This is a genomic window from Rhodoligotrophos defluvii (genome assembly GCF_005281615.1).
In the GTDB taxonomy this organism is placed as follows: domain Bacteria; phylum Pseudomonadota; class Alphaproteobacteria; order Rhizobiales; family Im1; genus Rhodoligotrophos; species Rhodoligotrophos defluvii.
Genome location: NZ_SZZM01000006.1, coordinates 75048 through 99832, shown reverse-complemented (window position 1 = coordinate 99832; position 24785 = coordinate 75048). Strand labels below are relative to the sequence as shown.

Annotated in this window: 22 protein-coding genes; 14 read left to right on the top strand and 8 right to left on the bottom strand. The window is 63.1% G+C overall.

Going from position 1 to position 24785, the window contains the following annotated elements:
* Positions 1-34: 34 nt before the first annotated feature.
* Both E4P09_RS21520 and E4P09_RS21515 read right to left on the bottom strand, forming a co-directional pair.
* A complete protein-coding gene (locus E4P09_RS21520; protein ID WP_137391899.1) occupies positions 35-1504 on the bottom strand; it encodes an MFS transporter in 1470 nt (489 codons plus the stop codon).
* 60 nt (positions 1505-1564) lie between these two features.
* Positions 1565-2203, bottom strand: a complete 639-nt coding sequence (locus E4P09_RS21515) for a TetR/AcrR family transcriptional regulator C-terminal domain-containing protein (protein ID WP_137391704.1) — start codon at positions 2201-2203, stop codon at positions 1565-1567.
* Positions 2204-2393: 190 nt separating this feature from the next.
* On the opposite strand from E4P09_RS21515, the gene E4P09_RS21510 reads away from it, so the two are divergent.
* From E4P09_RS21510 to E4P09_RS21465, 10 genes are all read left to right on the top strand, one after another.
* Entirely contained in the window at positions 2394-4088 is a 1695-nt protein-coding gene (locus E4P09_RS21510) for an acyl-CoA dehydrogenase family protein (protein ID WP_239025305.1), read from the top strand.
* An 11-nt stretch (positions 4089-4099) separates the two neighbouring features.
* Positions 4100-4903 (top strand): enoyl-CoA hydratase/isomerase family protein, encoded by an 804-nt coding sequence (locus E4P09_RS21505; protein WP_137391703.1) that lies wholly within the window; start codon positions 4100-4102, stop codon positions 4901-4903.
* Positions 4900-5661, top strand: coding sequence for an NAD(P)H-dependent oxidoreductase (locus E4P09_RS21500; protein WP_137391702.1), 762 nt, complete (start codon positions 4900-4902; stop codon positions 5659-5661). Before E4P09_RS21505 ends, E4P09_RS21500 begins: the two co-directional genes overlap by 4 nt.
* Before the next feature lie 85 nt (positions 5662-5746).
* Positions 5747-7444 (top strand): AMP-binding protein, encoded by a 1698-nt coding sequence (locus E4P09_RS21495; RefSeq protein ID WP_239025304.1) that lies wholly within the window; start codon positions 5747-5749, stop codon positions 7442-7444.
* Positions 7445-7538: 94 nt separating this feature from the next.
* Complete coding sequence (locus E4P09_RS21490) at positions 7539-8327, top strand: ABC transporter ATP-binding protein (RefSeq protein ID WP_137391700.1); 789 nt, start codon at positions 7539-7541, stop codon at positions 8325-8327.
* The gene (locus E4P09_RS21485; protein ID WP_137391699.1) at positions 8317-10278 is read left to right on the top strand and encodes an AMP-dependent synthetase/ligase; all 1962 of its coding nucleotides are present in this window, start codon (positions 8317-8319) and stop codon (positions 10276-10278) included. Before E4P09_RS21490 ends, E4P09_RS21485 begins: the two co-directional genes overlap by 11 nt.
* A gap of 11 nt (positions 10279-10289) precedes the next feature.
* Positions 10290-11177, top strand: a complete 888-nt coding sequence (locus tag E4P09_RS21480; RefSeq protein ID WP_137391698.1) for a branched-chain amino acid ABC transporter permease — start codon at positions 10290-10292, stop codon at positions 11175-11177.
* Between the two features lie 3 nt (positions 11178-11180).
* Positions 11181-12254: a branched-chain amino acid ABC transporter permease gene (locus E4P09_RS21475; RefSeq protein ID WP_137391697.1), complete on the top strand. Its 1074-nt coding sequence runs from the start codon at positions 11181-11183 to the stop codon at positions 12252-12254.
* Between the two features lie 117 nt (positions 12255-12371).
* Positions 12372-13541 carry an ABC transporter substrate-binding protein gene (locus E4P09_RS21470; protein WP_239025303.1) on the top strand — a complete coding sequence of 390 codons (1170 nt, stop codon included), beginning with the start codon at positions 12372-12374 and terminating at the stop codon, positions 13539-13541.
* A 6-nt stretch (positions 13542-13547) separates the two neighbouring features.
* The gene (locus E4P09_RS21465; RefSeq protein ID WP_137391695.1) at positions 13548-14333 is read left to right on the top strand and encodes an ABC transporter ATP-binding protein; all 786 of its coding nucleotides are present in this window, start codon (positions 13548-13550) and stop codon (positions 14331-14333) included.
* 42 nt (positions 14334-14375) lie between these two features.
* Here the strand turns inward: E4P09_RS21465 and E4P09_RS21460 are convergent, their stop codons facing one another.
* The gene (locus E4P09_RS21460; protein WP_137391694.1) at positions 14376-15137 is read right to left on the bottom strand and encodes a TetR/AcrR family transcriptional regulator; all 762 of its coding nucleotides are present in this window, start codon (positions 15135-15137) and stop codon (positions 14376-14378) included.
* A 31-nt stretch (positions 15138-15168) separates the two neighbouring features.
* Positions 15169-15972, bottom strand: a complete 804-nt coding sequence (locus tag E4P09_RS21455; protein ID WP_137391693.1) for an enoyl-CoA hydratase/isomerase family protein — start codon at positions 15970-15972, stop codon at positions 15169-15171.
* Positions 15973-16082: 110 nt separating this feature from the next.
* Here E4P09_RS21455 and E4P09_RS21450 point away from each other — a divergent pair, with 110 nt between their 5' ends.
* The gene (locus E4P09_RS21450; RefSeq protein WP_137391692.1) at positions 16083-17690 is read left to right on the top strand and encodes an AMP-binding protein; all 1608 of its coding nucleotides are present in this window, start codon (positions 16083-16085) and stop codon (positions 17688-17690) included.
* Between the two features lie 269 nt (positions 17691-17959).
* Here E4P09_RS21450 and E4P09_RS21440 read toward each other — a convergent pair whose 3' ends face one another.
* On the bottom strand, positions 17960-18382 hold the full coding sequence (locus E4P09_RS21440) for a helix-turn-helix domain-containing protein (protein ID WP_137391691.1): 423 nt from the start codon (positions 18380-18382) through the stop codon (positions 17960-17962).
* 100 nt (positions 18383-18482) lie between these two features.
* Between E4P09_RS21440 and E4P09_RS21435 the strand changes: the two genes are divergently transcribed.
* Complete coding sequence (locus E4P09_RS21435; protein ID WP_137391690.1) at positions 18483-18845, top strand: hypothetical protein; 363 nt, start codon at positions 18483-18485, stop codon at positions 18843-18845.
* Between the two features lie 9 nt (positions 18846-18854).
* Here E4P09_RS21435 and E4P09_RS21430 read toward each other — a convergent pair whose 3' ends face one another.
* From E4P09_RS21430 to E4P09_RS21420, 3 genes are read right to left on the bottom strand one after another with little or no spacing between them, the layout of a single operon-like run.
* A complete protein-coding gene (locus tag E4P09_RS21430; protein ID WP_137391689.1) occupies positions 18855-20018 on the bottom strand; it encodes an acetyl-CoA C-acyltransferase in 1164 nt (387 codons plus the stop codon).
* A gap of 42 nt (positions 20019-20060) precedes the next feature.
* Positions 20061-20867, bottom strand: a complete 807-nt coding sequence (locus E4P09_RS21425) for an enoyl-CoA hydratase-related protein (protein ID WP_205042241.1) — start codon at positions 20865-20867, stop codon at positions 20061-20063.
* A gap of 30 nt (positions 20868-20897) precedes the next feature.
* Positions 20898-22460, bottom strand: a complete 1563-nt coding sequence (locus E4P09_RS21420) for an AMP-binding protein (protein WP_137391688.1) — start codon at positions 22458-22460, stop codon at positions 20898-20900.
* Between the two features lie 282 nt (positions 22461-22742).
* Here E4P09_RS21420 and E4P09_RS21415 point away from each other — a divergent pair, with 282 nt between their 5' ends.
* Positions 22743-23558, top strand: a complete 816-nt coding sequence (locus E4P09_RS21415) for an enoyl-CoA hydratase/isomerase family protein (RefSeq protein WP_137391687.1) — start codon at positions 22743-22745, stop codon at positions 23556-23558.
* A 3-nt stretch (positions 23559-23561) separates the two neighbouring features.
* Positions 23562-24782: a CaiB/BaiF CoA transferase family protein gene (locus E4P09_RS21410; protein WP_137391686.1), complete on the top strand. Its 1221-nt coding sequence runs from the start codon at positions 23562-23564 to the stop codon at positions 24780-24782.
* Positions 24783-24785: the final 3 nt, after the last annotated feature.

Sequence of the window (24785 nt, the reverse complement as noted above, 5' to 3'; positions counted from 1 at the left end):
CAAGCACGCCCGTCGGCCACGCTGCCGGCCCGCTTCAATGCCAGCTCAATGGCCTGGCAACCTCTTCGAGTGGTTTGCGTTCAGCCGCCACGCCATAGGCCAGTGTGACGAGAGCGGCGATGATCATGAGGCTGGCGCCGAACAGATAGCCAAGCAACACCTGGTCGCGGGATCCGCTTTCGATCAGGAGGCCGAAGACCCACGGTGAGGCGGCGCCCAGCAGCGTTCCCAGTGCATAGAAGATTGCAATGGCGAGGGCACGCATTTCCAGCGGGAAGCTTTCGGCGGCCGTGAGATAAGCTGCACTGGCCGCGGCGCTGGCGAAGAAGAAGGTGGCGCTCCAGCACAAGGTCTGCGTCGTTGCCGTCAGCCATTCGGCCTGGAACGCGAAGCCGGTTGCCGCCAGCAACAGCCCCGAGAGCGTGTAGGTCAGCATGATCATCGGCCGTCGTCCCCAGCTGTCGAACAGTCGGCCCAGCAGCAGCGGCCCCAGCACGTTCCCGGCGGCAAAGGGAAGAATGTAATAACCCACGCTGGCGCTCGGCACCGCGTAGAAGTCCGTCAGCATCATCGCGTAGGTGAAGAAGATCGCGTTATAGAAGAAGGCCTGCGCCGCCATCAGCACCAGGCAGTAGAATGTCCGCTTCGGGTAATCGCGAAAGAGGGTGGTGAAGACTTCGCTCATCGGCGTCGAGCGGCGCGGGCGGACATGGGCTTCGCTTGGCTGGATCGGCGCGAGGCGATGGCCTTCGGCCTCCACCCGGTGCTCGATCGCCTGGATGATGCGCTCGGCCTCTTCGGGGCGGCCATGGCTGGCCAGCCAGCGGGGGCTCTCGGGGAGAAAGCGGCGAAGCCAGAGAATGACGAGGCCGATCGCCGCGCCGCCGAAAAAGGCCAGGCGCCAGCCATATTCGGGATCGATGACGCGCGGATCGAGCAGCAGGATGGAGGCGCCGCTCGCCAGCGCTGCGCCGAACCAGAAGCTCCCATTGATCGCCAGGTCCGTCCAGCCCCGTCTGCGTGCCGGTATCAGCTCCTGGATGGCGGAATTGATGGCCGAATATTCGCCCCCGATCCCTGCACCGGTCAGGAAGCGCATCAGGGCGAACGACGGCAAATCCCAGGCAAAGGCCGTTCCCGCCGTCGCCAGCAGGTAGACACCCAGGGTGATCGAGAAGAGTCGCTTGCGTCCCCAGCGGTCGGTCAGCCAGCCGAAGAACAACGCGCCTGTCACCGCACCCGCGAGATAAGCCGAATTGGCGAAGCCCACGTCCGAGGCGGTGAATTGCAGCACAGGGCTTTCGCGCAATGCGCCCGCGACCGACCCCGCGATCGTGACTTCCAGCCCATCGAGAATCCAGGTGATGCCGAGCGCGACCACGACCAACCAGTGAAAGCGGCTCCAGGGGAGGCGGTCGAGCCGGTGCGGGATGGCCGTGGCAATATGCGCGTTTCCGGCGATCGCAGAACCCCCTTGTGTTCCAGCCCATGGGAGGGGACAGATTAGCGCCTGGGCAGGCAGGATCAACCCGGCCGCACCAGACCGGGGACGACATCTCGGGTTTCAGCTCGATGTCTCCGCCATGGCGCCGAGCAGTTCGACCATGTCCGCCGCCATCTCTGCCCCGGCTTTGCCCAATGCCTGGCCTTCCAGCGCGACGCCCAGCGCAATGGCCCAGAACTTCCGCGACATGAGCTCGGGTGCCGCAAGGGGGCGCCAGCCGCGGCGTGCGACCTCCCCTGCGAAAGCGCGCGCGCCATCCACATGCAATCTTTCAATCGTACGGGCAACCTGGGCGGCAAGATCAGTTCTCTGCCGCGCGAGCACGAGCGCCTCGACGAAGAACGCCAAGCCGTCGGCCTGCAGCACACTATCCACCAGCGCTTTCATGTAGGTTGCGGGCGTCCGGGCGCGCGCGGCGGCAAGCTCGGCGCTCTCGGCGATGTGCAGCATGTCACGGCAAGCCGCCTCGACAAACAGCGCTTCCTTGGTGTGGAAATAATAGGTGATCTGGCTCGGGAAAGCGTCTGCCGCGTCAGCAATCGCTGTGATGGTCACACCGTTGAGGCCTTGGGCCTTGAAGAGCGCGCTGGCCACATCGAGCAGGTGCGAGCGCTTGCGCTGACCGGCCGTTCGCGTCGCGCGGGTCCTGCTCCGCTTGCGGGGCTCCCCGTCGTCGTCCCTGTTGCTGAGCGTGCTCAACCGTCACTCCGTCTTTGTTTAAATGGCATACAAAAAAGCAATTGACGCCGGCATAGTTGTTTGAATAGCATACAAACAACGGCGCGACGAATTACCCCGCGACGGCCCGATTGGAAGCAGCTTCAGCAGCGCATGCTTCCCCTCACGCCGAGCGTCGCGGTGATACACGCTTCCCGGAGGAAATGAAACCGTGACCAGCCTTGCCACTGTCTTGGATGAGCGGACGTCGGGCTATGCCACACATGAGGTCTTCAACCAGCCCACGCCGCTTGCGGGATACAATGCTTATTCCGACGACGTGCCGCTGGTCCAGGCCATGCGCGTGTTCGGCGCCGATTGGGCAGAGGATCGCCTCAAGCAAACCGGAGCCCTCATCGGCAGCGAGAGAATCCAGCTGCTCGCCCGAGAGGCGAACCGCCATCTGCCGGAGCTGCGCACCCATGATCGCTTCGGCAATCGGCTCGATATCGTCGAGTTTCACCCGGCCTATCACGAGCTCATGGCGCTGATTTATGGCGGAGAAACTCACTCCCTCGCCTGGACGAACGCTCGGGCGGGAGCGCACGTGGCGCGCGCGGGCCTGAGCTATCTGTGGAACCAGGGCGAGAACGGCATCTGCTGCCCGATGCTGATGAATTTCGCTTCGATTGCAGCGCTGCGGCACGAGCCCACGGTTCTTGCCGAATGGGAGCCGCTCATCAATCGTCCAGCTTATGATCCGCGTGCGATCTATGCCAAGCACAAGCCTGCCGTGACGGTTGGCATGGCGATGACGGAGAAACAGGGCGGCTCCGACTTGCGTGCAAACAGCACCACCGCTCGGCCGGCGACGTCCCGGCGCGGCCGCGGCGCCCCATATCTCATCACCGGGCACAAGTGGTTTTTCTCGGTGCCCATGAGCGATCTGTTCCTGACCCTTGCTCATACCGAGAAGGGGCTGTCCTGCTTCCTTGCCACCGGCTGGCTGCCGGACGGCCGGCGCAACCGCCTCAAGATCCAGCGGCTCAAGGAGAAATGCGGCAACCGGTCCAACGCGAGCAGCGAAGTAGAGTTCTACGATCTCGAAGCCACCATGCTCGGCGAGGAAGGCCGCGGCATCCGGACCATCATCGAGATGGCTCACCTCACCCGGCTGGACATCGCCATTGGCTCCGCCGGCCTGATGCGGCAGGCGCTCAGCCAGGCCATCCACCATACGACCGGCCGCCGTGCATTCCAGCGCGCATTGATCGATCAGCCGATCATGAACAGCGTGCTTGCGGACCTCGCGCTGGAGAGCGAGGCCATGATGTGGATGGCGATGCGCGCGGCGCTCGCGTTCGACCGGGCCGAAGCAGATCCGGCTGAGGGACTGCTCTCGCGCATTCTGACCCCTGTCGCAAAATACTGGGCGAGCAAACGCGCCAGCATGCATGTGGCGGAAGCTATGGAATGCCACGGGGGCAACGGTTTCATCGCCGACCACCTGATGGAGCGCCTCTACCGCGAAGCACCGCTCAACAGCATCTGGGAAGGCACGGGCAACGTGATCTGCCTCGACGTGCTGCGCGCCATGCAACGCGAGCCGGAAACCGTTGGCGTGCTGATCGATGAGATCGAACAAGCACGCGGCGCGAACACGCATCTCGACCGCACTGTCGACACCCTGAAGCATGAGTTGGCCAATCCAGCAGGCCTGGAGACGACCATGCGCCGCACAGTTGAAACGATGGCATGCGCCATTCAGGCCAGCTTGCTCCTGCGCTACGCGCCCCCTGCGGTGGCGGACGCATTCTGCGCAACGCGGCTCGCCGGCCATTGGGGCCAGGCGTTCGGAACGCTCCCCGCAGGCGTGGACAAGCATGCCATCATCGAGCGCGCTCGCATCCCTTTTGGCCAAACGTGAGGGTGGATAGGATGGCTCAGCCCCGCATCCGGCGCGAAAGCAGCCGCGGCATCACCAGCATCACCTTCAACCGTCCGGAGGCGATGAACGGCATCGACTTGGCGATGGCCCGGGAGATGCGCATCCTCGCCCACAGCATCTGCGACGATAGCAGCGCGCGTGTCCTCGTCCTGCGCGGCGCCGGCAATGCCTTCATGGCAGGCGGTGACGTCCGTGCGTTCGCTGATAACCTGGGCCAGGTCCAACCCTTCGCGCGCGAGATCATATCCGGGTTTCACGCCTTCATTGAGGCACTTGCCCGGGCGCCGCAGCCGGTGCTGGCAAGCATCCATGGCGCGGCGGCCGGTGCGGGCCTGTCTCTCGTTGCGGCCTGTGATCTGGTGATCGCTGCGCAATCAACCAAGCTGGCCTTCGCCTATAAGGGGCTGGGAGTATCGCCTGACGGCGGCGCCACTTTCTTCCTGCCACGCGCTGTCGGCGCCAAGCGCGCTGCGGAGCTGCTGCTGGTGCGCGACAGCTTCGCAGCGGATGAGGCGCGGCAGATCGGTCTCGTCAACTGGGTCGTTCCCGATGAGGCGCTCGAGGCTGAGACCCTGCGCATCGCGGAGAAAATCGCCGCCAACAGTGGCACAGCCAATCGCGTGACGAAGCGCCTCCTTCGCCGATCCCCCGAAATGTCTCTGCTGCAGCAGCTGGCGGCGGAGGAGGACGGCTTCGTTGAATGTGCCGGCCATCAGGACTTCTCGGAAGGCGTCGGCGCCTTCTTGAACAGACGGCGTCCGGTATTTGCGCAAGCGATCGAGGCCGTCCCATGAAAGTGCTTCTCATCCACGCTCATTACGAGCCGAAATCCTTCACCGCGGCGATGAGAGATCAGGCAATCGACACGCTGACGGGCTGTGGTCACGAGGTGATGGTTTCCGATCTGTACGAGATGCAGTTCGATCCCATTGCGAAGAAAGCCGATTTCGGCAGCCCCAAGCGTGCCGACTACATCGTCTATGCGCTCGAGCAGCGCCACGGCTACGAGACGGGAACGCTCGCCGCCGACATCAGGCAGGAGGTCGAAAAGCTGCTCGAGGCGGATCTGTTGATCCTGAGCTTTCCGGTGTTCTGGTTCTCGGTGCCCGCAATCATGAAGGGCTGGATCGACAGGGTCCTGCTCTCCGGGCTCGCCTATGGCGGCACGCGGTTTTATGACCGCGGCGGGCTCGTCGGCAAAAAGGCGCTGGTTGCCGCCACCATTGGCAGCCGCGAGCACATGTTCGGATCCGATGCGGTACATGGCTCCTTCGAGGCCATGTTCAGCCACCTCCTGCGCGGCACCTTGGGCTATGTCGGCATGTCGGTTCTGCCGCCCTTCGCGGCCTGGCACGTGCCCTATGTCACCGATGAGGAGCGCAGGTGCATCCTCAGCGCCTACCACGACTATCTGTTGAGCGTGGATCGCCTGGCACCGCTCAAGTTTCCCTCTCTCGCTGATTTCGACGACCAGATGCGGCGCAAGATATCGTCCGATTGCTCCGCCGCAGAACGGACGGGAGAACGCCCTGCGCTACGGGACGCATCCTGAGCCGAATGGACGGTCATAGCCGAACAGAAACCCGCAAGACGCCGAAATTCCGATGCAACAGCTCATTCCAACACAGCGAGCAGATGTGGAGATCGAAACCTCGGCCAGCTATGTCAGCGGCATTGCCGATGCCCCGTTGCTCGGGCTGACCATAGGGCAATGCCTCGAACGGGGCGCCACGCTCTGGCCCAGCCGGGACGCTTTGGTTTCGCCCAGCCACGGTGTGCGGTGGAGCTGGCGGGAATTCGCCGATCGCGTGGATGCATTGGCGGCGGGATTGCTCGCGCTCGGCCTGAGGCGCGGCGAGCGCATTGGCATCTGGGCGCCGAACCGCCCGGAATGGACCCTTGCTCAGTTTGCGGCTGCAAGGGCAGGGCTCATCCTGGTCACCATCAACCCAGCCTACCGGCTGAGCGAGCTGGAACATGCCCTCACCAAGGTCGGCTGCTCTGCGCTGGTTACGGCGACGGCCTTCAAGTCCAGCCGCTATATGGAGATGCTCGGCGAGCTGGCGCCGGAACTGCGGGACGCCGAGCCCGGACGGCTCAAGGCTGCCCGCTTGCCGGATCTGCGTCTCGTCATCCAGGTGGGCGGGCCAGCGCATCCGGGCGCGATACCATTCGAGGAGGTTCTGCGGGTTGGCAATGAAGCAGGTCGGGAGGAACTGATCGCTGTGTCGGCGAGCCTGCGGTTCGACGACGCGATCAATATCCAGTTCACAAGCGGCACCACGGGCGCGCCGAAAGGCGTGACCCTCACCCACCACGGCATACTCAACAACGGGTATTTCGTGGGCCGCAGGATGGCCTTGGGGCCGGACGACAGGATCTGCATTCCCGTCCCGCTCTATCACTGCTTCGGCATGGTGCTGGGCAACCTGGCTGCCCTGACCCACGGCGCCGCGATGGTCTATCCCGGGGAGGGGTTCGACCCGCTCGCCACCTTGGCAACCGTCGAGCAGGAGAAATGCACGGCGCTCTGTGGCGTGCCGACCATGTTCATCGCCGAGCTCAGCCATCCCGAGTTTTCGCGTTTCGATCTGTCATCGCTGCGCACCGGCATCATGGCGGGCGCTCCGTGCCCCATCGAGACCATGCGCCAGGTGGTGGAGCAGATGCACATGCGCGACGTCACCATCTGCTACGGCATGACGGAGATGAGCCCATGCAGCTTTCAGAGCGCGATTGATGATCCCTTGGAGCGCAGGGTTGCCACGGTCGGCCGGGTCCAGGCCTATGTCGAGGCCAAAGTCGTCGACCCCAGCGGCAACATCGTGCCGCGCTGCACGACCGGAGAATTGTGCACCCGCGGCTACAGCGTGATGCGCGGCTATTGGGGCGAGCCGGAGAAGACCGCGGAGGTTCTCGATGCGGACGGCTGGATGCATACCGGTGATCTCGCGACCATCGATGAGGCCGGCTACTGCAATATCGTCGGGCGCATCAAGGACATGGTCATCCGCGGGGGCATCAATCTCTACCCGCGCGAGATCGAGGAGTTCTTGCATCGACACCCCAAGATCGAGGACGTGCATGTCTTCGGGGTGGCCGATGATTTCTATGGCGAAGAGCTTTGTGCCTGGATCCGGGTTCGTCCCGGCGAGCACCTCACCGCGGAAGAGGTTCGCGCGTTCTGCGCCGGGCAAATATCTCACGAGAAAATCCCGCGCTACGTGGAGTTCGTGGACGCATTTCCCATGACCGTGACCGGCAAGGTGCAGAAGTTTCTCATGCGCGAGGCGGTTGAAGCACGGCTGGGGCGCACATCGAAGAAGACGGCCTAGGTCACCCAACAACCCGGTGGCCGAGCCAGGTACTGCGACCGAACGCGAGCCGCGGTGCGACACATAACGAGAATCGCGTTGGGGAGGACGGATAATGAATACGGCCGCACACAGTCTCGAGTGCCAAAGCATCCTGCGCAGATTTGGCGGGCTGGTGGCGCTGAAGCACGTGTCCATGGCCATTGAGCGAGGCGAGATCCACGGCCTCGTCGGCCCGAATGGCAGCGGCAAGACCACCATGGTCAATGTCGTTACCGGCTTCTACCCGCCGCAGGAGGGGCGCATCCTGTTCGAGGGTGAAGACATCACCGCCCGCAAGCCTTATCGCATCGCTGGCCTCGGCATTGCCCGCACCTTTCAGAACCTGGCGCTGTTCCGCGGGATGAGCGTGCTCGACAACATCATGATGGGCCGACACATCCACATGCGGCCCACCGCCGTCGGCAGCTTTCTGTACTGGTGGGGGGCAAGGCGCCATGAGCTGCGCGAGCGCGCCATCGTCGAGGAGGTGATCGATTTCCTCCAGTTGCAGGATGTCCGCAAGGAACCGGTCGAAACGGTGCCGTTGGGCCTGCAGAAGCGCATCGAGCTGGCGCGCGCCCTGGCCGCGGAGCCACGTCTGCTGATCCTGGACGAGCCCATGGCGGGCATGAACCAGGAGGAGAAGGAGTACATGGCCCGGTTCATCTTGGACGCGCGGCAGGAGCGCGATCTGACCGTGCTGCTGATCGAGCACCATATGGATGTGGTCTCGGCGATTTGTGACCGGATGACCGTGCTGTCCTACGGCGAGAAGATTGCTGAGGGCAGGCCTGCCGACGCCTTGGCCGATCCCGGCGTTATTGCGGCCTATCTCGGGAGCAGGGCGCGCCATGCGGCTTGAGCGATGCATTCGCACAGCCGCGCCTGATCCCGCGGCCGTGCCCCGCGCCAATGCCGGCTTGGATGGACCCACTCTGGTGTACCTCCTCGCCCAGAACGCCAAGCTTCATCCGCGGGAAGTGGCAATGCGCGAGCGCGATCGCGGCATTTGGCGGGAATTCACCTGGACCGACTATCTCGAGGCAGCGCTCGGTTTCGCCGCAGGACTGGAGGCCTTGGGCTTCGAGGCCGGCGAAGGCTTGCTGGTGATTGGGGATAACCGGCCCCGGCTCTATTTCGGGATAATCGGCGCAGAGCTGTTGCGTGGCGTGGCGACACCCGTCTTCTCCGACCTGCCCTCCGAGGAGATCCGGCTGTTTGCGGAGAATTGCCGAGCGCGCTTTGCTCTCGCCGAAGACCAGGAGCAGGTCGACAAGCTGCTGGAGCTGCGGGCCGCCACCGGCAAGCCAGATATAATCGTCTATGACGATCCGCGCGGCCTGCGAGGCTATCCAGACCCAGGTCTCCTCGCATGGGACGAGGTAATCGCCAAGGGTGCCGAACGCCTGAAGGCGGAGCCAGGTCTTCGCGCCGCGCTGCTCCAACGGCCTCTGCCCAGCGACGTGGCCGTGCTGCTGCATTCCTCAGGCACCACGGGCAAGCCGAAGGGCATTGCCCTGCAGCACCGACGGGTGATCGCGGCGGTGCGCAACGCGGAGGCGGCACACTACTTCCAGCTGCGCGACGAAGTAATGGCCTATCTGCCCATGGCCTGGGTCGGCGACTTCGTGTTCTCGGTCGCCGCGGGCATCGCCCTTCGGTTCTGTGTCAACATCCCCGAGCGTCAGGACCTGATGCTGGCCAACCTGCGGGAAGTGGCGCCAACGGTGTTTTTCGCCTCGCCGCGCGCATGGGACAGCTTGCTGACCCATGTTCAGGTCGGCATGGCGGAATCGACCCGCTTGAAGCGGCGCCTGTTCAACTATTTCATGCCGCTGGCCATCGCCATGGAGCGCGAGAGGCTGCAGGGGCGCAAGCCGGCTTTGAGCCGTCGGATCATGCGCCAGATCGGAGAATGGCTGATCTATAGTCCGCTTCGCGACCGGCTCGGTCTGGCGCGGGTGCGGCGGCCCTATACCGCTGGCGAAGCGATCGGCGAAGACACCTTTTTATTCTTTCGCGGTCTCGGTCTCGATCTTAGGCAGTTCTACGGGCAGACGGAGAATGCCGCGCTGACGGCCGCACAGGCCGACGGTTGCGTCAAGCTTGAGACCGTGGGCCGCCCTCTGCCGGGCGTCGAAGTCAAGATCGCCGAGAGCGGCGAGATCCTGGTGCGCGCCGATAGCGTCTTCGACGGCTATCTCGGCGACGAGTCGGCGACCGTCGCAGCCCTGGCTGGCGGCTGGCTGCATACGGGCGACGCGGGCTATCTCGATGGCGATGGCGACCTGGTCGTGCTCGGCCGGGTGAGCGACATGATGGTCACGGCGGCCGGGGCGAGATATGTTCCCACGTCCATCGAAAACCGCTTGAAGTTCAGCCCATACGTAGGGGAAGCCGCGGTGATCGGCGCGGGTCGCAACGTCCTGACCGCGCTCATCTGCATCGATAAGGCCGCTGTCGGCCATTGGGCCGAACAGAACGGCATCGCCTACACCTCCTATGCCGAGCTGTCGCAGGAACCGCGGGTTTACGAGCTGATCGCCGACGTCATCCGCAAGCTCAACCAGCAGCTGCCACCGGCTTTGGCCATCAAGCGGTTCGTCAACCTGCCGAAGGAATTCGATCCGGACGACGGCGAGGTCACGCGTACGCGGAAACTGCGCCGCAATGTGATCGAGGAGCGCTACGCGCCGGTCGTTCAGGCCCTGTACGAGCCTGGGGATACGGTCGAGCACGAGACCCGCATCGGCTACGAGAACGGCACAATCGGCGTGCTGAAACGCCGGCTGCGCATCTTTACCGTCGCATAGGGGTGATGCCGATGGATATTGCCTTTCTGCTCGAACTCTCGGCCAACGGCATCCTCATTGGCCTGATGTATGCCCTCATCGCGTTGGGCATCGTGCTGATCTTCAAGTCCTCCGGCATAGCCAACTTGGCCCAGGGCGCAATGGCCATGGTCGGCGCCTATGTCGCCTGGGCGCTGCTGGTGCTGGCCGGGATGCCGCTGTGGTTAGCCATCCCCCTCAGCCTGGCGATCATGTTCTTCTTCGGCACTGGCATTGAGCGCGTGGCGCTTCGGCCGATGGTCGGTCAGCCCGTGATCATGGTGGTGATGCTCACCCTGGGTCTGGAAATCCTGCTGCGCGGTTTGGCACCGGCAATATTCGGCACTGCGATCAAGCGGCTGGATCTCGGCATCCCGCAAGCTCCGATCATTGTGGGTCCGGTGCTCATCAATACCGCCTATTTGGTTTCCGGCGCAGTCGCCCTCGGTCTGGTGCTCCTGTCGATCATGTTCTTCGGCACGCGCCTCGGCACGGTGCTGCGCGCGGTCTCGGATGACCAGATGGCCTCGTGGTCGGTGGGTATTTTCGTCGAGCGAGCGATCGGCCTGTCGTGGGGGCTGGCTGGCGTAGCGGCCGCGTTTGGCGGGATCCTGTGGGGTTCCGTGCAGGGGGTGGACTGGACGCTATCGCTGCTGCTGATCAAGGCGCTGGCCATCGCGATACTGGGCGGGTTGGACAGCATTCCCGGCGTGCTCATCGCCGGCGTGATCATTGGTGTGCTGGAAAGCGTGGTGCCCGCCTTTCTCGACCCTCATGTGGGTGGCGGCACGCGCGACGTGGTGGCCTCGCTGGTGATCCTGCTCACCGTCATCTTGCGACCACACGGCCTCTTCGGCCGCGAAGACATTGAGCGGGTTTGAGCCATGTTCTATCGCTTGTCCGGCATCAAGCCTGTCTCTTACGCGGCCGACGCTCAGCTCTGGCCCGTGCCGTTCGACCGATCGCTTGTGGCCGTCATCATAGTCCTGGCGGTTGCGGCGCCTTACGTTCTGCCGTCGCTTTATCTCGGCAGTTATCTGCTGCCTTGGATCATCTGGGCGACAGCCGCGCTGTCTCTCAACTTGCTGATGGGCTGGGCAGGTCAGATCCACCTGGGCTTTGCCGCGGTGATGGCCATCGGTGCCTATGGCGCCATTCATCTGGTGCGCGCCGGGCTGCCTTTCGAACTCGCCTTGCTCGGCGCCGGGCTGCTCTCGGCCCTCATCGGTCTTGTCTTTGGCGCAGCAGCCCTGCGCGTGAAGGGGCTCTATCTCGCTGTCTCCACCCTGGCGATGCAGTACATGATCGACTGGGTGATTTCGCATGTGCCCGCCATCAGCGGCGGCAGCCAGGCGACCTTGCAGACCCCCACTATCCGGCTACTCGGTCTGCCGGTCGTATCGGAGGCGGGGTACTACTGGACCGCTCTCGCCATCTGCATTCTGGTGACCGCGTTCATGCTGAATGTGGAACGCACCAGCTTCGGGCGGGCACTGGTGGCCGTACGCGAGAAGGACTTCGCGGCGGCGATTATTGGTGTGAATGCCTTCTACTACAAGCTGGCGGCCTTTTGGGTATCGTCCTTTCTCGGCGGCGTGTCGGGCGCGATCCTGGCCTTTTGCTACTACCGCGCAGTGACCCCGGAGCAGTTTCACCTCGACGTGTCGATCCAAGCCGTGGCCATGGTGATCGTAGGCGGCATGGGCTCCGTGCTGGGCAGCTTCCTTGGGGCGGGGCTCGTCCTCCTCGCGCCCATTGTGCTGAACAATCTCGTCGTGCTGGCGGTCCGATGGCTCGACCTGTCGCTGCCCTCGGAAATCGTGGCCCTCATTCCGCTCATCCTCTATGGCGGCTTGATCGTTGGTTTCCTGCTGCTCGAGCCCTTGGGGCTCGCGAAGGTCTACGACAATGTCCGCAAGTATTTCCTGGCATGGCCATTTCGCAATGTTCAGCGCTGAGGTTCTCGGCGCGAATGAAGAATAAAATGGAGGGAGATCCACATGAGAACTGTATCAAGGCTACTTGCGGCAGCAGCGCTCGCGATCACCGCGGGTATGGCGCAAGCGGACGACAAGGTGGTCAAGATCGGCCTGGCCCAGGATTTCACGGCCGTCTACACTTTCGTCACCTCTGATTACAACCAGGGTCAACGCGACTACTTCACCCTGATCAATGAGCGCGGCGGCATCGACGGCTACACGCTGCAGGTGGACGTTGTCGATACCGCCAACCAACCCCAGCGCGGAATCGAAGCCTATGAGCGTATGAAGAACGACGGTGTGGTGCTGGTCGACTTCCTGTCGACGCCCGTGTCGCGCGCGGTCGTGCCACGGGCCCTCAAGGATCAGGTCAACATGATGACCATCATGCATGGCCGGTCCGATGCAGCGGATGGCGAGACCTTCCCCTTCATTTTCCCGATGAGCCCGCTCTACTGGTCGCAGGCGGCGAGTATTGTGAAATACATTGCCGATCAAGAGAATGGTGATCTGAAAGGAAAGAAGATCGCCTTTGTCGGAATCGACTCGCCATTCGGCCGGGAGCCCCTCCCGATCTTCCAAGCATTGGCCGACAAAGAGGGATTTGAGCTCAGCATCTTTCATTATCCCTCGCCGGGGAACGAGCAGTCCGCGACCTGGACCTCGGTCCGCCGAGTTCGGCCCGATTGGACCATCATTTGGGGAGCGGGCGTCGGCCAGACCGTCTCTCTGCGCGAAGCCATCCGCAACGGAATCAAGCTTGACCGCCTGGTGTCGAATGCCTGGCTCTCGGAAGTCGACACCGAAATTGCCGGCCGGGAGGCCGCGAAGGGTGTGCTGCGCTTTGAGGGCGTGGCCTATGGCAAGGACTTGCCGATCATTCAGGCCATCGAGAACGAAGTCGTAGCGAAAGGCAAGAGTGCCGGCCCCGCCGAGAAGGTAGGATCATCCTATTACAATATCGGTGTCGCCGGCGCGGCGCTGGTTGTGGAAGGCATTCGCCACGCGCTGGAGAAGGCACCCGGCAAGCTCGCGGGGCCGCAGCTCAAGGCCGGCCTGGAAAGCATCGCCAATTTCGATGCACAGGGGCTGATGCCCCCGGTCACCATAAGCGCGCGGGATCATCAGGGCGGCGGCAAAGGCCGGATTTGCCAGTGGGATGGCACCAGATGGGTGCCGAAGACGGATTGGTATGCCGCCTCTCAGGATCTTGTGTGGGAGCTCGTTCGCAAAACTGCGCAAGAGTTCAAGGCGTCCGGGAACTGAGCCGTCATGCTGGAGCTTGAGAATATCGAGGTTGTTTACGACCGCGTCTTCCTCGCGATCAAAGGCGTTTCGCTAAGGGTTTCCGAGGGAGGCGCGGTTGCACTGCTGGGGGCGAACGGTGCCGGCAAAAGCACGACGCTCAAGGCCATTTCCGGCCTGCTCAAGCCAGAACGCGGCGAAGTCACCCGCGGACGGGTGCGATTCAGGGGACAGGACATCGGAGAGCTTACGGCAGCACAGCGTGTTCGGTGCGGCATCGTGCAGGTGCTGGAGGGACGCCGCGTTTTCGGTCATCTGACCCCGGCCGAAAATCTTATCGCTGCGGCCTCGATGCATCGCGGCGCGCAAAAGGCGGCGGAGCTCAAGGACATGGTGTTCAGCTTCTTCCCGCGTCTGGCAGAGCGCGCCCAAACGCGGGCGGGCTATCTCTCAGGCGGCGAGCAGCAAATGCTGGCAATTGGCCGTGCGCTGATGACCGAGCCCAGGCTACTGATGCTGGATGAACCGAGCCTCGGCCTTGCACCCTATCTGGTGGACGAGATCTTCGCAACGATCAGCCGCATCAACCGGGAAAAGAAAATGGGTCTCCTGCTGGTGGAGCAGAATGCGACGGCAGCCTTGGACATCGTCGACGAGGCTTATCTGATCGAGAACGGACGCATCGTGATGCACGATCGCGCTGCGACCTTGAAGGAAAATCCCGACGTTCAGGAATTCTATTTGGGCGGCGCCGGTCGCGTGAATTATCACGCCGTGAAACATTACCGAAGGCGCAAGCGCTGGCTCGCATAGGCGCCTCGGCGCCTGATCTGAGATAAGAAAAGCGGAAGCACTCTAGCATGCGTTTTTGGACCAGGCAGCCTTCAAGATCTTTAGCTCATGCTTCATTGATCTCAATGAATTCTCGAGTCGTTCGAAAGACACGTCCGGGATTTCGCGCTTCTCTTCAGGGCGGGCGGTCTTCCAGCCAGATTCCAGGATGGCAAGGAACTCTGACTTAATCTGCTCTTTGGAGATCTTGGCGTTTCGGTACCAGTATTGAATGAACATGACCATTCCGAACATGGCAAGGCCCATCAAACGGGGCGTGTGGCGCGCAAGCAGTCCCTGCTGTTGACCTTCGATGATTACGGCCTCGAAGGTCCTTTCCATCCGGCGATGCCGGCGCTGAATGGCCAGCCGGTTCTCAGGCGAAAGCTCGTGCTCGTTCAGCCATGCGGTGGAGAAGCTGTCGATATGCGTGGTGATGAGCTCGATATAGGCTTCCACCATTTTCCTGAGCTTGCGGTCGGGAGCAAGCGGCTCAGCTCTGATCGCCCAGATGCGCGGTTCAACCAGCTCATACAGCCGGCTATAGAGGCCGATCAGGATCTCGTCCTTTGAAGAGACATAATGATAGAGGCTGGACTTCTTGATGCCCAACGCGGCAGCGATGTCGTCGAGGGATGTGGCCCTGTAGCCCTTGCTGGCGAACAGCGCCGATGACACGTCAAGCAGGCGCTCGCGATCGACATTCCCCCGCTGGAGCCCACGCCTTCCCCGAAGGGCACGATTGCGAGAATCGGCCAGTGCAATACTGTCCTTAGGCACGCGCATCAGGTAAGCTCACCCGTTCTGCAGTTCAGTGTCATGTGCCTGTAAAGTTGGGCTGGCGCTTCTCGAGCCAGGCAGAGGTACCCTCGATGCTGTCGCGCGACAGGTTTGATTGGATCATGCACTCGGTCTCGAAATGGAGCATCACTTCAAGGGACGCCTCCAGCCCCCGGTCGAGCATCACCTTGTGCGCCTGGACCGCGATCGGCGCCCGGCTTGCGATCTGGTTGGCGAGCTTCTCGGCATCGGCGCGCACATTTCCGTCTGCCGCCAAACGGTTGACGAGCCCAATCCGGTGCGCCTCGTCTCCATCGATGAATTCACCGGTGTAGGCAAGCTCGCGCGCCTTGGCCAAGCCTACCTTTCTGGGCATGAAAAAGGTCCCCCCATTGGTAATGGTGGCGCCGATATTCACCTCGGGAAACCCGAATTTCGCGGACCGCTCTGCCACGACAAGGTCGCAGGCAAAGACCAATTCGCACCCCGCACCGACCGCATAGCCATGCACCGCGGCAATGACCGGGAATCGGACGAGGCGGATCAGACGGGTCGTTTCCTGAAGCTTCTTCTGCCATTCGCGCAGTTGGCTGGCGCCGATCTGCCCGGCACTGATATGCTCTGAATGCTCCTTGATCTCGCCGACGTCATGGCCGGCCAGAAAGGCGCGCCCCTCGCCGGCGATGACCAGAACTCTGATATCGAGATCGCTGTTCAACGCGCGCAGCAGATCGCCCAACAGCGCCCATGTGTCGATGGTCATGGCGTTGAGTTTCTCTGGGCGGTCCAGGTACATCCATGCCACATGTCCCGATTTTTCGACCCTGATTGGTGCCTTCATGGCGTATGTCTCCCTATCGGCTCTTTTGGTTGAAAACCGCCTGACTAGTCGGATATCCTACCGTTAAGTCGGCAAAACGCAAGTGGCCGGGAAAAGGAGGCTCACGAGCCATGAAGCCTTTTTCATCAGGTGAACGCACCATCGTGCATGTGCTGAAGGAAGCTTGCCGCATTCATCCCGACAAGACCTGGCTTCGGTTCGAGACGTCGGACGCCAGCTATGCGGATATGGAGTTGCTCTCGAACCGGCTTGCGCACGGGTTGATCGAGATCGGTATGCAGCCCGGGGACACTCTGTTGGTCATGCTGCGGGACTCGGTCGAACAAATTGCAATCTGGATCGCTTGCTCAAAGGCGGGGATCGTCGATGTTCCAGTAAACACTGCCTATCGCGGTGATATTCTCGCCCACATCGTCAATGACTGCGGCGCGAAGAACGCCATCATCGACGCGAGTTTCGCCGAACGGTTTGAAGGTCTTGAAGCCCCGTTGTCTCGACTTGAGCGCTTCATCATCGCATCGGCCGAGAATGCTGCAGGCTTGCAGACGGTTGCTGGAAAGCCAGTGACTCCACTATCCGATCTCTTGCCGCCGGATGACTCTCCAGCCGGGTTGCCAGCCGAGTCGCAGATGATGTCGATCATGTACACGTCGGGCACAACGGGCGGGTCCAAGGGGGTCATGACGGCCCACGCTCACGCTTTCGAATATGCCCGAGGTTGCGCCGGCATATTGGAACTCGCTGAGGATGACGTCTACTACACCGCCGGGCTTCCCCTGTTTCATGTTGCGGGAAAATGGGGCGTTATTTTCGGCGCCGCCATTTTCGGCGCCACCGCCGTCATTCCGCGTCAATTTAGCGTCCGGGGTTTTTGGGATGACGTACGGCGGTTTGGCGTGACGGCCACATATCTCCTCGGTGCCATGGCGAACTTCCTGCAAAGGCAACCTGCCGCTCAGAACGATGCCGATAATCCTCTGTGCAAGGTGCTGATGTGCCCGCTCCTCAAGGATGTGGATGAATTTGCCCGGCGCTTCGACCTGAAGGTGGCGTCCGCGTACGGCTCCACGGAAGTCAATGCGCCGCTGTCCATGCCTTTGACCAGGTCGATTGCCGATAATCAGATCGTGGGAAAGATCCGCGACGACAGGTTCGAGGTCATGATCGCGGACGAGAATGACCAGCCTGTGCCGCCCCACGTGCTGGGGGAAATCCTGGTGCGGCCAAAGCAGCCGTGGATCACGATGCTGGGCTATTGGAACCAGCCGGAGCAGACCGCGAAGATGTGGCGCAATCTTTGGCTCCATAGCGGCGATGCAGGCCGTTATGACGAGGAGGGCAATTTCTATTTCGTGGACAGGCTGCGCGACACGATCAGGCGACGTGGCGAAAATATCTCATCCATGGAAGTCGAGGCAATCCTCAGCCAGCATCCGGCAGTCGCCGAATGCGCGGTGTTTCCGGTGATGTCCGAGGATACTGAGCAGGAAGTCATGGCGGCAATCGTTCTGAAGGCGGATCACACCTCGACACCGGAGGATCTCATCCGCTTCGCTGCCAACCGCATGCCCTATTTCATGATTCCCCGGTTCCTCGACATGGTGGCAGAGCTACCCAAAACGCCCACAGGCAAGGTCAGGAAGCACATCCTGAAAGAGATTGGCCGGACAGCGCGCACCTGGGACCGTGAGGCTGCCGGCGTAAAACTCGGCCGGTAGCTCCGGCTAAAACAGTGAGTCGACGACGAACCAGCAGTCTGGCCAGCGCTTCCTCGACAAGGGAAGGCACGTCCTCGGTTTTTCCAGCATCCCGTCCGGCGAAGCGACGAGCAGCGAGGCGGTGACGGAAGGGGTTGGATCGCCATCCTGCGCAAGGAACGACCTCAGCACGCCGTGATACCACCCGCGCCGCGCATCAATGGTTTGCCGAACGGGGCTGGTCGGGCACGGACACCCCGCCAATCTCCCGCGACCACAGCCGTGGTCCGTCATCTCCGCGCCCCAATATGCAGATGCAGCATTTTCAGCAACGTCCCCACATCGGACGGACTGCCGATCGCGACGATCTTCAGCACCTTGGCGAGGGGATCGAACGCCGTCTGAAGATGCAGCGGCGATGTGCCGGCGTCGCCGGTCATCGCTGCAGACTGGAGGAACGTCGCGATGCGTTCCGCTGCCTCGACGGTTACCCCGGGTATTTCGGTGATGCACGTCGTACGCGCGCCTGTATCCATATCGGACCTGCCGCTCGCGAGCCCGGCAAACGCATCCAAGTCCGCGCGAGGAATTCGATAGGACTTGCCGACCCGCGTTGCGGGTAGCCGTCCGTCACGAATGTACCGTAGCACCGTTTTGGCATGCAGGTTGAGCTGCTCGGCCGCTTGTTCGACGGTAAGAAGTTGGCGCGACATTCGCAAAGACTCCCTTTTTTCCCCAAAAAGAACGAATTGTAGGACAATTGGGATAAATAGGGTAGCCATACGGCGAGCTGAACCCTCAAGAGGATGCGAGATGACGCACGATTCCGCATACACCATGAAAACCCGCATGCGCGCCGATCTCCGTGCCGCCATCAAGAATGGACACACTGATGAAGCCGCACTTATTCGTGCGCTTATCGCGGCAATCGACAACGCCGAAGCGCCACCGCTTCAAGCACGCCGGACTAAGACGGACCAACATCGCTTCAGCGATGGATCGGCCGAAATCGAACGGCTTCATCTGAACCCGGCGCAGGTACGCGCGGTTCTGTTGGCGGAAATCGAGGAACGCGAGCGTGCGGCGGTCGAGATGAACCGCCTCGAAAGACCGGATCGCGCCGATGCCCTGCGCGCCGAAGCTCTAATCGCGAGACGCTACCTTGAGATCGTCTAATGTTCAGTCTCAGCGTAGCTGGAACAGCCCAGCCGCGCCCATCCCGCCGCCTACGCACATTGTCACCACGGCGTACCGCGCGTTGCGTCGGCGGCCCTCGATCAAGAGATGTCCCGTCAACCTCACGCCGGACATGCCGTAGGGATGACCGATCGATATGGCACCGCCGTCGACATTGAGACGCTCCATCGGCAGGTGGAGCCTTTCAGCGCAGTGGACGACCTGGCTGGCGAATGCCTCGTTCAGCTCCCACAGGTCGATGTCGTCCACCTTCAGTCCGAACCGATCAAGGAGCTTGGGCACGGCGAGAACCGGGCCGATGCCCATCTCGTCGGGATCGCAGCCGGCCGTAGCCAGCCCAAGGAAAACGCCCAGCGGTTCCAGCCCTCTTCTTTCCGCCTCGCTCTCGGACATCATCGCCACGGCAGCCGACCCGTCGGAAAGCTGGCTGGAATTGCCGGCAGTGACCGTATTGCCGGCACCGCGCACCGGCTCCAGCGCGGCGAGGCCTTCAAGGGTCGTGTTCGGACGGTTCCCCTCGTCGCGGAGAAGAGCCGCTGCCTTTGCCGCGTCGGGCGAGCAGTCGGCCGCCTCGAGCGGCACGATCTCGGCGTCGAACCGACCGGCTTGCTGGGCCGCCGCCGTGCGGCGCTGGCTTTCGAGCGCGTAGGCATCCTGCGCTTCGCGGGTGACGTTGTAGCGCCTGGCGACCACCTCGGCCGTGTCGATCATCGGCATGTACAGGTCGGCCAACTCTCGCGAAAGCCATTCCTCGCGACGCAGGTTGGGGAAGGCCGGGTCGAGTTGAAGGGAGATCGTCTCGGTTCCCGATGCAACCGCCACGCATATCTCGCCGGCCATGATGCGTTGTGCGGCGGTGGCTATCGCCTGTAGGCCCGAGGCGCAGGCGCGCGTCACCGTCACGGCGGTCGTTGTCGCGGGAAGGCCCGCACGGAAGATGGCGTGGCGGGCGATATTGCCCACAGCCGGGCCGACGGAGACAGCCGAGCCGTTGACGACCTCCTCGACCTCGCCGGGCTCGATCCCGGCGCGGGCGACCGCGTGGCGGATCGCATGGCCGCAGAGCGTCACCGGATGTACCCCGGCATAGGCGCCGCGCCCCGCCTTGGCGATGGGCGTGCGCGCGAAGGACACGATTGCGGCCGGCTGCATCCTTAAGCTCTCCTCGATCTGCAATCCGTTGGCGAAGGGCAATCAGCGGCCCTTGAACTGAGGCTTGCGCCGTTGGCGCATCGCCGCGATCGCCTCGCCATGATCTTCGGTCCGCTGCGACAGGCCCTCATAGGCGAGCCCGGCATCCATGATGCCGCCGGCGATCTGCTTGAGGCCGACATTGATCGTCGCCTTGGTCCAGCGGGTGGCAAGCGTGGCGCCGCCGGCAAGCCGCCGCGCCCATTCGTCGACCTTCGTGTCAAGCTCGGCTTCCGGAACCGCAAAATTGATCAGTCCGATCCCACACGCCTCCGGGGCACCGATCAGATCGCCGGTCAGCAGATATTGCTTGGCACGCGCATAGCCGATCAGATACGGCCAGATCACCGCGCCGCCGTCGGCCGCCACCAAGCCTACCCTGACATGCGGATCGCCGATCCTGGCGTGATCGGCGGCGATGACGATGTCGCAAAGCAGCGCGATCGTCGCACCGAGACCGACGGCGTCGCCGTTCATCCTGCAGATGACGGGCTTGTCGCAATCGAGCAGGCCCGAAACCAGCAGCTTCGCTTCGCGCAGCGCCACGTCGAACAGCGCCGGATCGGCGCGGCATCGCTCGAGATGGTCGATATCGCCGCCGGCGCTGAACGCCTTGCCTGCGCCGGTCAGCACGATGACGTCGGACCGATCGTCCAGCGCGAGATCGAAGAACAGCCGTGAGAGCTCGCGGTGCATCTCACCGTTGATCGCATTGAGCTTGTCGGGCCGGTTGAGCGTCACGCGCAGGATGTTCCCGCTCCGTGCGAAGGAAATATGCTTGTAGTCGTTCTCGAGCATCGGCGTCTTCATGTGTTTGATTGCGGATAGCGACGTGACCTGTCAGGCGCTGCCGTCGCGCAGCAGGAATTTCTGGACCTTGCCCATCGCGTTGCGAGGCAGCGCCGCGATCGTCTCGACCGATCGTGGCACCTTGTAGTTGGCCATGTTCTGCCGGCACCAGGCGATAAAGGATTCGGCATCGAAACCCGTGCCTTCCTTCGGCACGACGAATGCCTTGGCGACCTCGCCCAACCGCGCGTCGGGAACGCCGACCACGGCTGCCTCGCGGATGCCGGGATAGGCGAGCATCAGCTTCTCTATCTCGGCGGGATAGCAGTTGAAGCCGCCCACGATGAACATGTCCTTTAGCCTGTCAGTGACGCGCAGATAGCCGGCGGCGTCGACGATGCCGATGTCGCCGGTCCTGAGCCAGCCGTCGGCGGTCATGGCCTTCGCTGTCTCGGCTTCGTCCTCGAAATATCCGGCCATGACGTTGTGGCCCCGCACCTGTATCTCGCCGGGTTCGCCAGCCTGCGCCAGCCTACCGTCCTGGCTCATGCATCTCATTTCCACGCCCTCGATGACCCTGCCCGCCGTGGTGGCGATCAGCTCGACCGGATCGTCCGGTCTGGTCATGGTCACCAGCGCACAGGATTCGGTCAGCCCGTAGGCGTTGACGACGATCTCGACGCCGACATCCCGTTGAAGCGTCCTGATCAGTTCGGGCGAAACCATGCTGGCGCCCGTCGCCACGCTGCGCAGGCTGGATAGGTCGTGCCCAGCCGCCTCGTTCATCTCCAGCAGAGAGGTAAAGATGGTGGGCGGTCCGCCCATGACCGTGATCCTCTCGGCCTCGATCGTCCTCAGGGTTTCAGCCGCGCCGAAGATCCGGACTGGATACATGGTCGCGCCCTTGAGGATCGAGGCGATCACGCCGGCCTTGAAGCCGAAGGAGTGGAACATGGGAGCGATGATGAGGTAGCGGTCACCGGCGCGGATGCCGGTTCCCTCGGCCCAGATGCCGTAGACGCGGACGACCTGACCCTGTCGCAACATGGCCCCCTTGGGGAACCCCGTCGTGCCGGAGGTAAAGATGATCTCCGCGATGTCGTTCTCCCGCACCGCTCTGCCGCTCTCGAGCGTCCTTGCCTTCGCATCCTCGTCGACGGCAGCCAAAGCGGCCGCCCATTCGTCCCCGTCCCCTTCGCCGAGGCTGCAGCGGATGCGAACCCGAAGATCGGGAACGTCGTGGTCATCGATCATGGCCGCGTAGTCGGTTCCGAGGAAGTTGCCGGCGGCGACAAGAACGCGTGCGCCCGACTTGCGCAGGATATAGGCGGCCTCCTGGGCTTTCAGCCTCGTGCTGACCGGAACGACGACCGCACCGATGAATGCCGCACCGAGCGCGGCCTCCACCCATGCGGTGGAATTGGGGAGGAGGATCGCAACGCGGTCACCCTTGCCCACACCATGGCCCGCGAAGACTGCGCCGGCCCGCAGGGCGCGATCGAGCAGCCGCTGATAGGTTAGGACGTTGCCCTGCTCGACGATCGCGGGCGCCTCCGCGTGCCGGTTGGCAGCGTCGATAACGGCGCCCGGTATGGTTCGTTCGAAAAGATCCATGAGCGCCGCCTCCTCCGGCAAGGGCCGGCCGCAGCCACACCGCAACGGTGATTTATTACAGATGTTAGAATGATTGTGTCAATCCTTCACCTTGCCTGTCCAATGCGCCACGGACGATTCTCTTTCCATGCTCCCGAGGCCGGCTTTGCATAAGGCCAACGAAATGCGCGAGCTTTTCCGAGTGGAGGTGCGCACCCTTGCGTCAGCGATGGCTTGATGAAGGAACGAGGTTTATTGCAATTGACAAACAAACGTTAGAAAATATGCTCTTGTTGGAAACGCATGATCGAGAGGGCGGCGGGAGGCGACATGGGCGACGTAAAGGTGCAAGGCGAGGATCGGGGCGTCGCGCGCCTTGTCATGTGCGATCCGGCCGGACGCAACGCGCTGGACGAATCCCTGCGCGACGATATCGCCGCCAAGCTTCGCCTGTTGTATCGGGACCCCGCCGTCCGCGCGATTGTCATCGGCTCGGAAAGCCGCAATTTCTCCGTCGGCGGAGACCTGTCCCGGATAGCCGATCACGCGCCCGGTCAGGCGTCCCATCACATGATGCGATCGGCCGGCGATCTCGCGCTTTTGGCCGGCTCGTCGCCGAAGCCCCTGGTCGCCGCCGTGAACGGACACTGCCTGGGGGCGGGGGCGGGGCTTGCGCTTTTGTGCGACAGCATCGTGATGGGCCGCTCGGCGACGATCGGCTTTCCGTTCCTCAAGATCGGGCTGGTACCCGATTTCGGCATCACCTACACGCTTCCACGGCGCATTGGACCGAGCCTTGCGCGCAAAGCCCTGTTCGAGGCGCGCAGCTTCGGCGCCGAGGAGGCGCTGGCGGTCGGGCTGGCCGACGCGATCGTCGAAGACGAGGCGGTTTGGGAACGAGCAGTCGGCGAGGCCCGGAACCTTGCGGAAGCGCCGGCGGCCGCGCTGCTGCAACTGCGGCTGATGCTGAAGGAGCCGCCCACAAGCCTCGCCTCCGCCCTTGAAGCCGAGGCGCTCCACCAGTCGATCTGCTTGGGTTCCGCCGATATGCGCGAAGGCATCGCTGCGTTCAGGGAGAAACGAACGCCGGATTTCGTCCGCGCGGGCGGAAAGGCCTGAGGCATGCCTGTACTGGGCGATCTCAGGGTTCTTGATTTCAGCAGGTACATCGCAGGTCCCTACTGCGCCTCGGTACTGGGCGATCTTGGGGCCGAGGTCGTCCGTATCGAGCCGGTGGGCGGTGGCGAGGACCGCAGGCTCATTCCCGTGACGGATGACGGTGACGGAGCGCTGTTCCTCCAGCTCAACCGCAACAAGAAGTCCCTTGCCGTCGATGCCGCGTCGTCGGAAGGGCGACAGATCGTGGAGCGGCTGACCTGTACAGCGGATGTGGTGATCACCAATATGCCGGTCGGGACGCTGAAGCGGCACGGGCTCGACTACGAGACCCTGCGCAGACTGAAGCCCGACATCATCGCCACAAATCTCTCCGCCTTCGGCCCCAAGGGTCCGCTTGGCGGAAGGACGGGCTTCGACGCTGTCGCTCAAGCCGTCAGCGGCGCAGCCTATTTAGGCGGCAGCCCGTCGCGGCCGTCGCGCGCGGCCAGCTCCTATGTGGATTACGGCACCGGGCTCGCCGGCGCTGTCGGCACGCTGGCCGCGATCATTCACCGGCTGAAGACGGGGGAAGGCCAGAACGTGCAGGCGTCGCTGCTGGCGACGGCGTTTACCTTCATCAACGCGGCCCATATCGAGGCGGCGGTCAAGGGAACCGACCGCCGACCCTACGGCAACCGCAGCCCGAACTCCGCGCCATCGGACTTCTTTCCGACCCTCGACGGCGCGATCGCCGTCCAGGTCGTCGGCAACCCCATGTTCCGGCGCTGGGCGAGGCTGATGGACAGGCCGGAGCTCGCGCGCGACCCCCGCTTCGATTCGGATGCCGCGCGCGGCCAGAACGGGCTGGCGCTGTCGCGGGTAATGCGGAAATGGACGAAGACACGGACCACGGCGCAAGCGATCGAGCAGCTCGGCCGCGCCGGCATCCCATCCGGCCCCGTCTACTCACCGCATCAGGCGATCGGCGATCCCGACATCATGGAAAGCGGTGTACTCGGCACGGTGAGCCAGCCCGGCGTCGGAACTGCACTGCCGATCGCCAATCTCCTGGTGCAGTTGCAGAGCATCGGGCAAAGCGTGCGCGCTCCCGCTCCATCTGCCGGCCAGCACACGGCGCAGGTGCTGCGCGCGATAGGCTATTCCGACGAGGAGATCGCCCACCTAGCGCGCAAAGGGTGCGTGGGGGCGCCGGAACTCCTCCACCGCGAATCCACCGAGGCCTGAGGC